This window comes from Caballeronia sp. LjRoot29, assembly GCF_964252755.1.
Classification (GTDB): Bacteria; Pseudomonadota; Gammaproteobacteria; order Burkholderiales; family Burkholderiaceae; genus Caballeronia.
The window spans coordinates 111992-126561 of record NZ_CAXUPU020000019.1 but is presented as its reverse complement, the minus strand read 5'-3'; the positions used below and the strand labels follow the sequence as shown (position 1 = coordinate 126561).

General features: G+C 62.2%; 11 protein-coding genes. 7 read left to right on the top strand and 4 right to left on the bottom strand.

The window, feature by feature from the left end; translation table 11 throughout:
• The first annotated feature begins 61 nt into the window (after positions 1–61).
• Entirely contained in the window at positions 62–2656 is a 2595-nt protein-coding gene (gene mprF / locus ACSQ83_RS20890) for a bifunctional lysylphosphatidylglycerol flippase/synthetase MprF (protein ID WP_436229444.1), read from the top strand.
• On the top strand, positions 2653–3918 hold the full coding sequence (locus tag ACSQ83_RS20885) for a virulence factor family protein (protein ID WP_436229443.1): 1266 nt from the start codon (positions 2653–2655) through the stop codon (positions 3916–3918). Before mprF ends, ACSQ83_RS20885 begins: the two co-directional genes overlap by 4 nt.
• 26 nt (positions 3919–3944) lie before the next feature.
• Here ACSQ83_RS20885 and ACSQ83_RS20880 read toward each other — a convergent pair whose 3' ends face one another.
• Positions 3945–4460 (bottom strand): DUF1993 domain-containing protein, encoded by a 516-nt coding sequence (locus ACSQ83_RS20880; protein ID WP_436229442.1) that lies wholly within the window; start codon positions 4458–4460, stop codon positions 3945–3947.
• Between the two features lie 268 nt (positions 4461–4728).
• On the opposite strand from ACSQ83_RS20880, the gene ACSQ83_RS20875 reads away from it, so the two are divergent.
• Both ACSQ83_RS20875 and ACSQ83_RS20870 read left to right on the top strand, forming a co-directional pair.
• Positions 4729–6192 (top strand): M20 family metallopeptidase, encoded by a 1464-nt coding sequence (locus tag ACSQ83_RS20875; RefSeq protein WP_414968271.1) that lies wholly within the window; start codon positions 4729–4731, stop codon positions 6190–6192.
• Between the two features lie 135 nt (positions 6193–6327).
• Complete coding sequence (locus ACSQ83_RS20870) at positions 6328–7422, top strand: malate/lactate/ureidoglycolate dehydrogenase (RefSeq protein WP_436229441.1); 1095 nt, start codon at positions 6328–6330, stop codon at positions 7420–7422.
• Between the two features lie 55 nt (positions 7423–7477).
• Here the strand turns inward: ACSQ83_RS20870 and ACSQ83_RS20865 are convergent, their stop codons facing one another.
• Positions 7478–8380 carry an NAD-dependent epimerase/dehydratase family protein gene (locus tag ACSQ83_RS20865; protein WP_414950873.1) on the bottom strand — a complete coding sequence of 301 codons (903 nt, stop codon included), beginning with the start codon at positions 8378–8380 and terminating at the stop codon, positions 7478–7480.
• 120 nt (positions 8381–8500) lie between these two features.
• Here ACSQ83_RS20865 and ACSQ83_RS20860 point away from each other — a divergent pair, with 120 nt between their 5' ends.
• From ACSQ83_RS20860 to ACSQ83_RS20850, 3 genes are all read left to right on the top strand, one after another.
• Positions 8501–9406 carry a LysR family transcriptional regulator gene (locus tag ACSQ83_RS20860; protein ID WP_414950874.1) on the top strand — a complete coding sequence of 302 codons (906 nt, stop codon included), beginning with the start codon at positions 8501–8503 and terminating at the stop codon, positions 9404–9406.
• A 12-nt stretch (positions 9407–9418) separates the two neighbouring features.
• A complete protein-coding gene (locus ACSQ83_RS20855) occupies positions 9419–9847 on the top strand; it encodes a RidA family protein (RefSeq protein ID WP_414968269.1) in 429 nt (142 codons plus the stop codon).
• Positions 9848–9967: 120 nt separating this feature from the next.
• Positions 9968–11422, top strand: a complete 1455-nt coding sequence (locus ACSQ83_RS20850) for an HdeD family acid-resistance protein (protein WP_414950876.1) — start codon at positions 9968–9970, stop codon at positions 11420–11422.
• Between the two features lie 196 nt (positions 11423–11618).
• Here the strand turns inward: ACSQ83_RS20850 and ACSQ83_RS20845 are convergent, their stop codons facing one another.
• Both ACSQ83_RS20845 and ACSQ83_RS20840 read right to left on the bottom strand, forming a co-directional pair.
• Positions 11619–13307 (bottom strand): acid phosphatase, encoded by a 1689-nt coding sequence (locus ACSQ83_RS20845; RefSeq protein WP_436229440.1) that lies wholly within the window; start codon positions 13305–13307, stop codon positions 11619–11621.
• 393 nt (positions 13308–13700) lie between these two features.
• Complete coding sequence (locus ACSQ83_RS20840) at positions 13701–14519, bottom strand: sulfite exporter TauE/SafE family protein (protein WP_414968266.1); 819 nt, start codon at positions 14517–14519, stop codon at positions 13701–13703.
• Positions 14520–14570: the final 51 nt, after the last annotated feature.

Sequence of the window (14570 nt, the reverse complement as noted above, 5' to 3'; positions counted from 1 at the left end):
ACCAACAAAACGCCTACAAGCCGCAAGGCCAGAAGGCGTTGAAGCAAGTCCGGTAATCAGCATGTCTCGCAGAAATAGTGTCAGTTCAAACCCGTTGTTGGAATCGCTGCTTCGTTGGTCGAAAGCGTGGCGATTACAGCGGTTCACCGCGCCTGTTTTGGCGCTGATCGTGTGTGCGTTGCTGCTGGTGGTGTTCCAGCATCTGTCGCACGCCGTCGACTATAAAACGGTCGTTCACGAATTGCGCGCGCTTCGCTTCGAAGCGTGGGCTGGGGCGCTTGCCGCCACCGTGCTGAGTTATGTGGCATTGGCTGGCCGCGACGCCGTCGGCCTGCGCTACCTCGACGTCAAAGTGCCCCGTTCGGTGCTGTGGGTCGGCTCGACAGTCGCTTCCGCACTGGGCAACGCGACCGGTTTCGGCGCGCTGACCGGCGGCGCGGTGCGCTGCCGCGTGTATGGCGTCGCAGGTGTCACGACCGCGCAGGTCGGCCGCCTGACGGTGTTCACGAGCGTCACGCTGGCGCTCGCGCTGGCGTTGATGACAGCGATCGGCATGGTGTGCGCCGCCAATACCTTGGCCGCCATGCTGCATGCATCGGCGGATATCTTGCGAGTCAGCGGCGGCGCGGTCCTGATCGGTTTCGCGGTCATGATCGTGCTGTGCCGCGCCGCTCCCCGGACCCTGCAAACGCGCTGGGGCTGGCTTGCTTTCACCATTCCGGCACGTCGCGACCTGGTTGCGCAGCTCTTGCTCGCCGCCCTTGATGTATGCGCCGCAGCGCTCGCGCTGTGGGCCGTGCTGCCGCACGCCCAAGTGGGCTTCGGCGAATTCCTGACGGTGTTTTCCGCGGCCATGCTGCTCGGCATGATCGGCCACACGCCCGGCGGTGTCGGCGTGTTCGAGGCTGCGATGGTGTTCGCGCTCGGCGGCAGCGTGAATACCCCCGAGATGCTGGCTGCGCTGCTCGCCTATCGCGCGATCTATTTCGGCCTGCCCTTGATCGCCGCCACGTTCGTCCTGGCGGCTTTCGAAGGCCGCGCGCTCAAGGGACGTTTCGCGTTTTTGAATCCATCGAATGTGTCGCAGCTCGCGCCTGTGTTCCTGAGCGTGGTGACCTTCGTGGTCGGCGGCATGCTCGTGATTTCCGGCGCCACGCCCGCGTTCGGCAAACGGATCGAGGCGCTGCAAGCCGTGTTGCCGTTGTGGGTGCTCGAAAGCTCGCAACTGCTGGGAAGCGTGCTGGGCGTCGTTCTGCTGTTCGTTGCGCGCGGTTTGCTGCGTCGTCTCGATGCCGCCTGGTGGCTCGCCATCACGCTCGCCGTGGCCAACCTGGCGTTGTCGATGGCAAAGGGGCTGGCGTTTGTCGAAACCGGCGTGCTCGCGATGCTGATCACGTTGTTGCTCGCTACCCGCGACCGCTTTAACCGGCGCTCGTCGCTGCTGGCTGAGCGCTTCACGGCGAGCTGGCTGGTGTCGGTGGGCATCGTGATCGGGCTGGCGGTCTGGATCATGTTGTTCGCTTTTCGCGATGTCAATTACAGCCGCGACCTCTGGTGGCAATTCGCCTTCGACGAACGCGCGCCGCGCGCGTTGCGCGCGACGCTCGCGGCGGGTTTGTTCGCGGCGCTGTTCGCCGTGTGGCAGTTACTGCGTCCGGCGGCCGGCCGCTTCGAGAAACCCGCGCCGCAAGACTTGCTCGATGCCGCGCGCATTTTCCGCGCGCAGGAACGCAGCGACGCCGGCCTCGCGATGATGGGCGACAAGAGTTTCCTCTTCTCGACCTCGCGCGAGGCGTTCCTGATGTACGCGAAACACGGCCGCACCTGGGCCGCGTTGCACGATCCGGTCGGGCCGCGCCGCGAATGGGCGGAGCTGATCCGCCGCTTCGTGGAAATGGCGCACGCGCACAATGGTCGCGCCGCGTTCTATCAGGTTCGCGCCGACGCACTTCCGCTTTACCTCGATGCCGGTCTCACGCTGATGAAACTCGGCGAGGAGGCGCATGTGGTGCTGGAAGATTTCGACCTGAAGGGCTCGCATCGCGCTCATTTGCGATACGCGCTGAAGCGTGGTGAACGTGATGGTTTCGACGTCGAAGTCATCGATAGCCAGCACGTGCCTGTCGCCATGCCGGTCCTGCGCGAGATATCAAACGCGTGGCTCGGCAGCCGCGAAGCGCGGGAAAAGAGCTTTTCGGTAGCGGCCTTCACCGACGATTACCTCGCTGCGCAGTCGGTGTTGCTGGTGCGCCAGGAAGGCAAGCCGGTCGCGTTCGTCACGTTCATGACAACCGACCTGAATACCGAAGCCACGGTCGGCGTGATGCGGCATGTGCCCGACGCGTCGCCGTACGCGATGGAATACCTGTTCACGAAGCTCGCGCTGCATTTGAAGCAGGCCGGGTTCCAGACCTTGAGCCTGGGCATTGCGCCGTTGTCCGGCATGCAGCCGACACCGCTTGCTTCGCCGTGGCATCGGCTGGCTGGCCTGGTTTGGCGGTTTGGCGGACGTTTCTATAATTTCCGGGGCTTGCGCGGTTTCAAGAGCAAGTTCCAGCCACGCTGGGAACCGCGTTATCTCGCGGCATCCGGCTCGGTCGGCGTGTTTTTCACACTCGCAGATCTCTCGTTGCTGGCGGGAGGCTGGCGTTCATGATTTTCTTCAAGAAGTTGGCGGTTGTTTTGCTGTTGTCGGTCTCAATGGCGCATGAAATGGCCCATGCCGGCACCTTGCCGGGCGGCCGCTATGGCGACGTGACATTCACGAAACCCACCGGTTCGATGCGCGGTTTTGTCGTGCTGTTCTCCGACAGAAACTGGACCCCCGCCGACACGCAAACCGCCGAGGCATTGGCCAAAAATGGCGCGATGGTGGTTGGCGTCGACACGGCGCGTTACGCGGCGAAGTTGCCAGCGGAGAAGGAGACTTGCCACAACCTGGTGGGCGATGCCGAGTCGGTCAGCCATCAGCTTGAACGCGAAGTGCAATCGAGCCGATATTTCTCGCCAATCCTGATGGGCACGGGCCAAGGCGGTGTGCTGGCCACGAAGATCCTGGCCCAGGCGCCGGACAATACAGTCGCGGGCGCACTTGCTTTGAATTCCGATCCGCAACTGGACGCGCGTTTCAACCTGTGCCCGCCCGATCCGACCATCACGCACGCGAAGGGTCTCCCCGGTTTCTTCGATAAAACCACGCAGCCCGCCACTAGCTCACAGGCCGATGCGCTGCTCGCGCTCGCCACGCCGCATCTGAAGGTGGAGCAACTCCGCGACGAAGACGTATCGGATTTGCCGCTCGTGGAACTGCCCGCCGCGCATCCGACGAACCTGCTTGCCATTGTGATTTCCGGCGACGGCGGCTGGCGCGATCTCGATAAAACCATCGCGGAGTCGTTGCAGAAGGATGGGGTATCGGTGATCGGCATCGACAGCTTGCGTTATTTCTGGAGCGCGAAGACGCCTGAGCAGACTGCCCACGACCTTGCACGCGTGATCCAGGCTTACAGCGCGCGCTGGCATTCTGAGCACGTTGCGCTGATCGGCTATTCGTTCGGCGCGGACGTGATGCCTTTCGCCTACAACCGGCTGCCGGATTCGGTGCGCGCGAAAGTGTCGTTTGTATCGTTGATGGGTTTTTCACCCGATGCCGATTTCCAGATCCGCGTCACCGGCTGGCTTGGCATGCCGGCCAGCAAGGACGCGTTTAAAGTTCGGCCCGAACTGGCGAAACTGCCGCCATCGATTGTGCAGTGTATCTACGGCGCGGCCGAGGAAGACACGCTCTGTCCCGCGCTGACGCAGACAGGCATCGAAGTGGTGAAGACCACAGGCGATCATCACTTCGGCGGCGATTACAACGTGCTCGCACGACGCATCCTGGCCAGCTGGCAGAAGCAGATCGCCGCGCGGACCTGACCCGGACCAGGCCGGACTACGCTCGATTACGCGGGCTGGAGCGGCCCGAGAAAATCGAGCTTTCCTACCGGTACCCCGAGGTGCCGGAGGATGTCGTAAGCCGTGACAATATGGAAATAGAAGTTCGCCAGCCCGAACTGGAACAAATACTCTGCACCGCTGAAATTCAGCTCGAAACCCTTTTGCTTGATGGTCACGACACGCGTGTCGGCGCCGTCAAACGTTGTGGCGTCGATACCTTTCAGGTACGCCGTCGTCTTCAGAATGCGCTCCCGCAGTTCCGCGAAGGTCGTTTCGGTGTCTTCGAAGCGGGGCGCGGCGACGCCTGACAAACGTTCCGCCGATGCCTTCGATGTATCGCTTGCGCGCTGGACTTGCGCCGCGAACGGCAGCATGTCGTCGAATAGCCGTGCGCTCGTGATGTCGGTGTCGCTCAAGCCTTTTTCTTTTGCGTGGGCGGCGGCTTTGTCGAGCAGGGAAGCGAGCACATCGAGGCTGCGGATGAAAACGGGAACGGTCGCGCGATACATTGAAACGGACATAAGGAGGCTCCTGATTTTGATGGGGCCACAAGCATACCGGGACGTCGCCCATAGCGCTTTTTCCGCCGCTTGAGCAGCGTGTTTCCACAGCACGTACGTGCGATTTTCACAGTTGATCCACGCGGGCTTCATGCTTTCGAAACGGCCGCCGCACTTGCTTCCAAAGGTGAAAAGCCGCACGCGCAATACGTCGCCCATGAGAAACTGTGCATTCGAATTGCCGCTAAACACGGCTATCATTGACATTTAAACGGCCGGGACGCCCGTCATGAGCTCAGACGATATAACTCAAGAAATACAACGCATCGACCGTGAGGCATTGCGCGAATTCATCGACCGGAAGTGGGACGACGAAATTCTCCCCGCGCTCACCGACTACATCGCGGTGCCCGCCAAGAGCCCGATGTTCGACCTCGATTGGGCTGGCAACGGGTTTATCGAACGCGTGATTACGGACGCTGCGCAATGGGCTGAACGGCAACCCGTTCGTGGCCTGAAAGTGGAAATCATCCGCTTACCCAATCGAACGCCCGTGATCTTTTTCGAAGCCCCGGCTACGCGTTCGAACAGCAGCGACACCATCGTCCTTTACGGCCATCTCGACAAACAGCCTGAGTTCGACGGCTGGCGTCGTGATCTCGGTCCGTGGTCGCCCAAGTATGAAGACGGCAAACTCTACGGACGCGGCGGCGCGGACGACGGATACGCCACGTACTCTTCAATCAGCGCGATCGCCGCGCTCGATGCGCAAGGCATTGAACGGCCGCGTTGCGTTGGCATTATCGAAACGTGTGAAGAATCGGGCAGCTACGACTTGCTGCCGTATATCGATGCATTGCGTGAGCGGCTCGGCAATGTGAGCCTCGTGATTTGCCTCGATTCCGGTGCAGGCAACTACGATCAGCTCTGGCTGACAACGTCGCTGCGCGGCCTGGTTGCGGGCGACCTGGAAGTGCAAGTGCTCGATGAAGGCATTCACTCCGGCACGAACGGCGGCATTGCGCCGTCCACGTTTCGCATCATGCGCCAGCTGCTGGAACGGCTTGAGGATTCCAGCACCGGCAACCTGCTGCCGAAGGGTTTTCATTGCGATATCCCGTCGCGCCGCTTGAGCGAAGCGGAAGCAACGGCCCGCATTCTCGGCGACGACGTATGGAAGAAACTCCCGTGGACCTGCGGCCAGAATGGCGGCACGGTGTTGCCCGTCACCACGGACCCGCGTGAAGCGCTGCTTGATTCCACGTGGCGGCCGTCGCTGGCGGTGACCGGGGCTGAAGGGCTGCCGTCGCTGATCAATGCGGGCAACGTGCTGCGCCCGCGTACCGCGTTCAAGTTGTCGTTGCGCCTGCCGCCGCTCGTCGAAGCCACGAAAGCGCTTGCCGAACTGAAGGCCATGCTCGAAGCCGATCCGCCCTACAACGCAAAGGTTACGTTCAAGCCCGAGCGCGGCGAAGCAACCGGCTGGAGCGCGCCCGACCTGTCGCCGTGGCTGGGTGACGCGCTCAATGACGCGTCGCGCCGGCATTTCGGCGCGGATGTTGCGTTCCTTGGTCAGGGCGGCACCATTCCGTTGATGAACACATTGCAGGAAGGCTTTCCGCGTTCGCAGTTCATGGTATGCGGCGTGCTGGGACCGAGGTCGAATGCGCACGGTCCGAACGAATTCCTGCATGTGCCTTTCGCGAAGAAACTCACGGCAACGGTGGCCGAGGTGATCGCGGCGACGCCTTGATGGCGGGAGCCCCATCCTGACTTTTTTAGACGGCGCGCAGCTTTTGCGCGCCGTTTTAGTTTGAGCGGTATGGTGACGAACCAGCGCGCCGGTTCGCCTGAACCGCAGTCATTCTTATATTGGAGACACAGTCGCATGAGCACTGAAACCACGCGCGAATCGCGCATCGCCCCGGAAACCTTGCACGCGTTTGTCAGCGCGATATGGACCCACGCCGGCAGCACGCCGCGCGAAGCGCAACTGGTCGCCGATCATTTGGTGATGGCGAATTTGTCGGGACACGATTCGCACGGCGTCGGCATGATTCCGCGCTATATGGCGTCGCTCGCGGACAACGAATTGCAGCTCAATACGCACGCTGAAGTTGTCCGCGATGTTGGCGCGGTGCTGACGATCGATGGCCGCAAGGGCTTCGGCCAGGTCGTGGCGTTTGAAGCGATGGAACTCGGTATCGAGCGGGCGAAAAAGCTCGGCGTGTGCGCGGTCGGTTTGCGCAATGCGCATCACATTGGGCGTATTGGGCATTGGGCGGAGCAGTGCGCGGCAGCCGGCCTTGTGTCGTTTCACTTCGTCAACGTGGCAGGTGATCCGCTGGTTGCGCCGTTTGGGGGGATCGACCGGCGCTTTGGCACGAACCCGTTTTGCGCCGCGTTTCCGCGCGAAGGCAACACGCCGCTGTTGCTCGACTTTGCGACCGCGGGGATCGCTTACGGCAAGACGCGCGTGGCCTTTAACAAGGGCGTGAAGGTCGCGCCCGGCTACCTGATCGACCATGCAGGCGTGCCGACCGTCGAACCGAAAGTCATGCATGAAGCACCGTTTGGTTCGCTCACGGCGATGGGCGCGCATAAAGGGTACGGCCTCGCCGCGATGTGCGAGATTTTCGGCGGCGCGCTGTCGGGCGGATTCACCACGCACGCGGACACGCTGGGGACGACGAACGCGATCATCAATTGCATGACATCGGTGATCGTCGATCCGAATGCCTTCGATGCCCCCAACGCGCAGGCTGAAGCCGATGCGTTCGTCGAATGGGTGAAGGCGTCGCCGCTGGCCGAGGGTACTGAGAGGATCATGGTGCCGGGCGAGCCGGAACAGGCGCGGCGGGCCGATCTCAACGCGAACGGCGTTCCCATCGATCCCACCACGTGGCAGCAAATCCGCGCCGCCGCTGTGCAATCGGGCATGCCGGCGGGCGAGATCGAAGAGTTTGTGCAAGCGTTTAAATGAGCGTGGGCGCGGGCGAGGATTCTTATACCCAGCCCGCGCCGCTTGAACGTACCGGTTAGCTCGTCTGCAACATCTCGTTGCTGATCCAGTCAGTCACCGACGTCCGCTTCGGTTCCCAGCCCAGCAGTTCCCGCGCGTGCTTGCCACGCACCCGGCTATTCGATCCCAGCCCGTACGACGCCATTTCGTAGCCCCATTCTTTCTTGGCTTCTTCGAGCGGCCAGTCTTGCGGCGCGCCGAGGCCGAGCGCTTTAGCCATCGCCGCCGTCATATCGCGGAAAGCCGCTTCGCCGCTTTCGACGAAATAGAACGTGCCAGCCGGCGATTTTTCAAGCGCACGCGCGTAGAGATCGGCGACATCGTCAATATGCACGTTCGACCAGATATTGCGTCCCGGCCCCACGTGCCGCACGATGCCGCTTTTTTGCGCCTGGGAAAGCAGACGCGGCAACTGCACGCTCTTCGCGTTGGCCATGGCGCCGTGGCCGTAGATCAGCGTGTTGCACAGCACGGAAGCGCGCACGCCGCGTTTGGCAGCGCCGAGCACGAGGGTATCGATGGCCACGCGCGCGGCTTTATCGGCGGTCGGTTCGGGCAGCGCGTCTTCGTAATAGATCTTGTCCGTTCCTTCGCCACCGGACGCATCGCCGACAATGCTTGAGCCGCTCGTGTGCAGCAGCGGTTTGTTCGAACCTTCGAGTCCTTCGATTAATGCCTCGACCGCACCGCGATGGTCGCTGCTGGCGGCATTGATGACACCATCGGCTGCTTTCGCCTGCGCAATCAGCAATTTCCGGTCGTCCAGGCCGCCGATGACGGGTTCAATGCCCAGCGTCTTGAGTTCGTCCGCCTGTTCCGGGCGACGAATGAGGCCGCTGACCTGATGGCCGTCGCGAACCAGGCGCGCTGCAATCGAGCCGCCGATAAAACCGCCTGCGCCAGTGACGAAAATCTTCATGTCCGTTCTCCAGGTAAGTCATATGGATTTGAGTCGATGCATGCAGTATCCGCGTCTTCGACTTTCGCAGAAACAGTGTTAGTCTCAAATCAATCTTGATTCAGAATCAACAATGAATAGATGAAAACGACGACCGAAGAATTGCTGGCGTTTGTCACCGTGATCGACAGCGGTTCGATCACAGCGGCCGCCGAGGCATTGCAGCAAACCGTGTCGGGCGTTAGCCGGGCACTGACGCGGCTGGAGCACAAACTGGACGCTACGCTGGTGCGGCGCACGACGCGCCGTTTGCAACTCACCGACGAAGGCGAACTCTTTCTTGTGCGCGCCCGCGCCATCCTCACCGCGATGGAAGATGCCGAGGAGTCGATCGCCCGGCAACGCGAGCGTCCGGCGGGGCGGCTGCGGGTCGATGCAGCGTCACCTTTCGTGCTCCATTGCATCGTGCCGCATGTTCAGGCGTTCGCCGCCGCGTATCCGGAGATTGTGCTGGAGCTGAGCAGCAATGAGCGGATTGTCGACTTGATGGAGCAACGCGTGGATATCGCGATCCGGATTGGTGCTTTGCAGGATTCCACGTTGCACGCACGTTCGCTTGGGAGCAGCCGGGTGCGCATCCTGGCGAGCCCGGGATATCTGGCTGAACACGGGGAGCCACGCACGGTGGCTGAGTTGCGGCGGCATCGGCTGATTGGTTTTACAGCGCCCGATAGCCTGAACGACTGGCCTTTAATCGATGACGACACCGAAAACCGCGACGCGGGCGGGCGCTTCCGGATCGTGCCGGACATTGCGGCATCGAGTGGCGAGACCATGCGGCAACTTGCGCTGGCCGGCGGCGGCATTGTGTCGCTGGCTGCGTACATGACCAACGCCGATGTAACCAGCGGACGCCTGCAGACCGTGATGGACCCCGTTCTGCTCGATGTCCGGCAGCCAATCAGCGCGGTGTTTTACCAGAGCGCCTCCATGGCGGGGCGCGCGAAAGCCTTCCTCGATTTCATCGCCGGACGGTTGGTGCTTTGATGCGCACGACGTATGCTGCCGTTTGTTTTCTTCCATTTCCTGAACGCTTATATGCCTATTGAACTCATCAACGCGCCAGGCCTGCCCATTCCCGCCGGCCATTACAGCCACGCGACCCGCGCGGGCAATCTTGTTTGTGTATCCGGACAATTGCCGATGCGTCCCGACGGCACCCACACCGGCGACTTGCCGTTCGAACAACAGGCCCAACAGGCGCTCGATAACGTCAGCACGGTGCTGGCGGCGGCCGGCGCGGGGTTGAAGGACGTGATCGAAGTGACGGTTTATCTCGTCGGCGTGGATCACTGGAAGACCTTCAACGAAATCTACGCGCGTCATTTCGGTGACTGGAAACCTGCTCGGGCTGTCGTTCCTGTCGGCGCACTGCATTACGGTTATCTGCTGGAAATCGCTGCGCGGGCCTGGGTGGAACCGGCTTGAGTGGTGGTCTCGAGTTAGCGGTCAGTTCGAACCAAGGCGAGCGCACAGTCGTTCGAATCCCGTTGGCGTAACGCGGCAGCGCTTTTATCATGGCGAGGTCGCGTTCTTACAGGTGACGTCATGATCCAACTCGTGCTGTTTCTGCTGGGCGTGGACTATTTGCGCCGCCGATGGGTCACGCTTGCCGTGGCCGGAGGCATCTGGCTGGTGATCGGGGTATCGGTGTTTATCGATGCCCTCGACGGCGTACTGTATTTTCCTATTCACGTCTTCGCCTGGCTGCTGCTCATTGAAGGTCTCGCGACGCTCGCCGTTGCCCATATTGGCGTGGGCGGCCAGCGCACGCTGCGTTACGTGAAAGGCGGCGCGTTCACGCTCGCCGCGCTGCTGATCATGGCGGGCAATCATCACGGCAACTTCGTTCTGTCGATGATCTTCGGCACGCTTTTTCTCGCCGATGGCCTGCTGCAAAGCGTGTCGGCCATCGTGGTGCGTTATAGCCGATGGAGGATCGTGCTGGCATTGGCCATTGTCGAGATCCTGCTCGCTGTATTTTTCTTCGAACCGTATCCCACGCATTACGTTGGCACCGCGCCTTACGCAATTGGGCTTGGACTCGCGTTCGGCGGCTGGAACATGCTGTGGATCGCGTTTCGCGTGCGCCGCATGGAAACCCTGCCGCCTGAAAACGAGAAGGCGCTGTCGCTCTCCGATGACGTCATCGCCGATCCCACCCTCGCCGAAAAATCCGCCACCGCAAAGGCTGCCGCCGGCGCGGTGGCGACTGAAGCGGACAGCCCGTTCGAATGGGACGGCCCTCCCGCCGCCGATGAAAAAGCGCTGACCGTGCATGTGTGGACGCCGGTCGGGTCCGCGCGGGCGCAGGCCAACCGGCGCCTGATCGTGGACCGCTACATTGCGGCCGTCGATGCCAACGGCGTCATCTCGACGGGCCACGCGGCGCTTGAGTCGCCCGAGGGCATTTACATCAGCCTATATCCGGGCGTCGAAATCGACCGTTCGCCGGATGAGTTCGGGCGCCTCTTGCGCGCGACTCGCGAGAACAACGTGCCGGGCACATTCCAGCCGGATTACGCGACGGAATCGAAGGCTTGGTGCGAATCCACGACCCGTGTGCGCATTCGCAATTACCGGCCGGACCGGCTGCAGGCGTTCTGGGACAAATATCGGCAGGATCCGACGTACAACCTCACGTACCGGAATTGTTCGAGCACGGTTTCCAAGGCGCTGGAAGCGGCGCTCGAAGGGGCGGTGGGGACATTCGATGGCCGCGATACCGGTTGGCGCGCGTTCCTGCGCCTGATCGTCACGCCGGAGTTATGGGTCGCGGCGCAGATCCGCAAGCGCGCGGCCACCATGGCCTGGACGCCCGGCCTGACATTGGACTATGCGAGGGCGCTGAGCATGCTGGCCGATCCGCGGCCATTCGGCTATCTCAAGATGGCGCGGCTCGCGGTGCGCAAGATGCTGCGCTCGCGGCGCGAATGGCGCGAGGAAGCGTCAGATGCCGCCGACGCCCGTGCGGGCCGGATCGACGGCTCGCGGGTGTCTTAGCGGGTGTGCGGCGTTCGCTTGGCGATCCCTTTCCAGTTGCACTGCCTACGTTCCTTGCAGCGGCGCGTGGTAGTGAGCGGTTCGTCGCCCGGGCATTTCACGGCCAAGGCCTTCACGGTCGCGGCGCTCGCGGCCGAGGCATTTGCTGCCGGGGCGTATGCGATTCAACCGTCCGCCACCCTGACGTATGCGCGGCTCAAGCGAGATCGAGCGTCGCTATCATGTCCCCTAGCGGCGCTTCGCCATTTGCCGCAAATGCACGGTCGCGCGCGACAACACCGTCAAGTGGCACCAGGTCGTGGACGCGCGTGATAAAGCGCAGGATCGAGTTCGTGTCATACACCGTATGGTCAACCACCCCTTTCTTCGCGAACGGCGCAATCACCAGGGCCGGAATGCGCGACCCCGGTCCCCATCGATCCCCTTTCGGCGGCGGCACGTGATCCCACCAGCCGCCGTTCTCGTCGTGCGTGATGATCACGACCGTGTTTTCCCATTGCGGCCCGCGCTGGATTCGCTCGACCAGGTTGGCGAGATGCCGGTCACCCGATTCGACATCGGCGTAACCCGCATGCATGTTCAGATTGCCCTGCGGTTTATAGAAGGTCACAGCCGGCAGGCGCCCCGCGTCAATATCCGCGATGAGTTTGTTCGTCGACGGATCGTCACCCAGACCCGCGTCGCGCAGATGTTGCGTGCGAGCCTGCGTGCCGGGCGCGAAGCTGCGGAAATAATTGAACGGTTGATGGTGATACTGGAAATCGGGAACCATGCCGGTGTCGCGATGCGTGAGCGCATAGTCCCAGCCGCCGCTGTACCACGCCCAGTCCACGCCTTTGTCCGACAAGCGGTCGCCGATGGTCGCGTAAGTCTGCGCCGGCAGCACGCGATAGTTCGATGGGTCCGCCAGCGCCGGATCGCCGCCTTCCGCAGGGCGAACATTGCTCGGCTGATACGGCGGCGCCATGGTGTTGACGGCATAGCCGTCGGCTGTGAGCGCGCCGTCGTTGACGTAGGACGGGGGGCCGTCCAGCGCCGATGCCGGTGAATCAGCCGCGAGCTTCAGCCGCGTGCCCAGCGGATCGCCGCCATCTACAACGGACAGGAGCTTTTTCGCGGGGCCGTTCTGTGCGTCCGGATAAAACGGGGCTTGCGCTGAAATCAGATAAATATGATTGAGCCAGGACCCGCCGAACGCGGCCATAAAGAAATTGTCGCACAGCACGTTATTCTGGGCGATGTTCCAGAGCTTCAGCGATTCAGCGGAATTGCGGTAATGCCCCATGACCAGGCCGCCGGAATCGCCCCATGCGGCGAACTGGTTATTGCGGCCCGCGTTGATCTGCATCTGGTTCTGATAAAAACGATGCACGAGATCGCGCGTAATCACGCCGTTGGGCAGCGGCTGTCCCTCAGCGTCGACGAGATGAAACGGTCCGTTCGGCACGCCATCAATCTGTTTCTCCGAAATCATGTAGCGCCTGCCGTCCACTTCTTGCGCTTGCGGCACGAGGCCGCCCCAGATTTTCGGCAGGACAGGCATGGGCGTACGGCCGTCGCGGTCAAGCTGCACGTAGCGCGACGCAGGCACGGCCTCCAGCGGATATTGCACGCCGGGATAGTTACCCCAAAGATTGCTGAAGCTGCGATTCTCCGCGTAGATCACCACGATATGACGGACACGTGCCTGCAGCGTTCGGTCGAGTGCAATGTCAGCAGCGGTCTTAGGAGTAGCCGGGCGCGAGTCAAAGAGATTGCAGCCGCTTAGCGACAATCCGGTCAGGCCTGCCAAGCCGACGCCGGCCACAAGCAGGCGCCGACGGGCGGGATCTTGAGGCAGGTCGGACGCGGGTGATTCGTCGCGGGGATCCTCAGTGTGGCTCATCGCAGCTCCTGGATGTCTGGCGGCTAAACAACGCTTAATGACGTAGCGAAACAATGATGTGGCTAAACAATATGCTTATTGAGGTGACTAAATAATAGGTCTCAACAAATGCGGCTCAATTGTCGCGGACTATTTTGAATCAAACCCGCGAATCAAAGCAATGCACGAGCACGCGATGGTAACGGGCCGCCATGGTGGAGCGTCTGCGCATCGCCCTTTGCGGATTGCTTGAGCCCCTTCCGTCCACCTGAATCTTGCCCGAAACCTAGCGCTTTCCGATAGCTGACCAAACGGCCTATGCGCCCAAAAACGGCTCGTCCAGGACCCCTATGCCGTTCGGTCGACTGGAAAGCGTCACGCTGGGCGACTACTATCGTTCGAACTGCCCGAGAATCAACTGAGAACCAGTTTTACGCCAACAATCACCAGGGTGGCCGCCAGCACGTTTCGCAGCAGTACCTCCGGCGCCCGGGAGGAAAGCATGCTGCCCAGCACGATCCCTGGCAGCGAACCCACGAGCAGGGACAGCAGCAGGTCCCAGTTGACGGAACCGAGCAGCCAGTGGCCGGTCCCTGCAATGAGCGTAAGCGGAACCGCATGCGCAATGTCCGATCCGACTATCCGCGCAGTCGGCAAACGCGGGTAGAGCAGCAACAGAACGGTCACGCCAATGGCGCCCGCGCCGACCGAGGTGATTGAAACGAGTACACCCAGGATCGCGCCGGTGAGTACGGTCCAGGCCACGGTGCGGGTCTCACGGCTCGCAGTCCCCGGCTTGCCGCTGGCTTCGCGGGCCATGCCGGTCTTGTAGGCCAGGCGCGCAAGCTGCGGACGGAACACGAGCGAGACGGCGGTCACCAGCAGCGCGTAGCCAAGGACGAGCTGGATCACCCGGGCGGCGGCGGGTGTGTTCAAACCGTACCGGTTAAGCAGGAGCAGGGTGATGGCTGCCGCGGGGATGCTTCCCGCCGCGAGCCGGCCGGTGATGCGCCAGTCCACGGAACCCTTGATGCCGTGGACCAGCGTGCCGGCGGTCTTGGTCGCGGCCGCGTAGAGCAAGTCCGTGCCGACCGCGGTGGCCGGGTGGATGCCGAACAGGAGCACGAGCAGCGGCGTCATCAGCGAGCCGCCGCCTACTCCGGTCAGGCCCACGAGGAAGCCGACGGCCAGGCCGGATGCTGAATACAGTAAGTCGATGTGAGGAAAAGACATGCGGCGGGGAGAACCGGTTGGGTGAACGTCGGTCGAAAAACGGTCGATGAT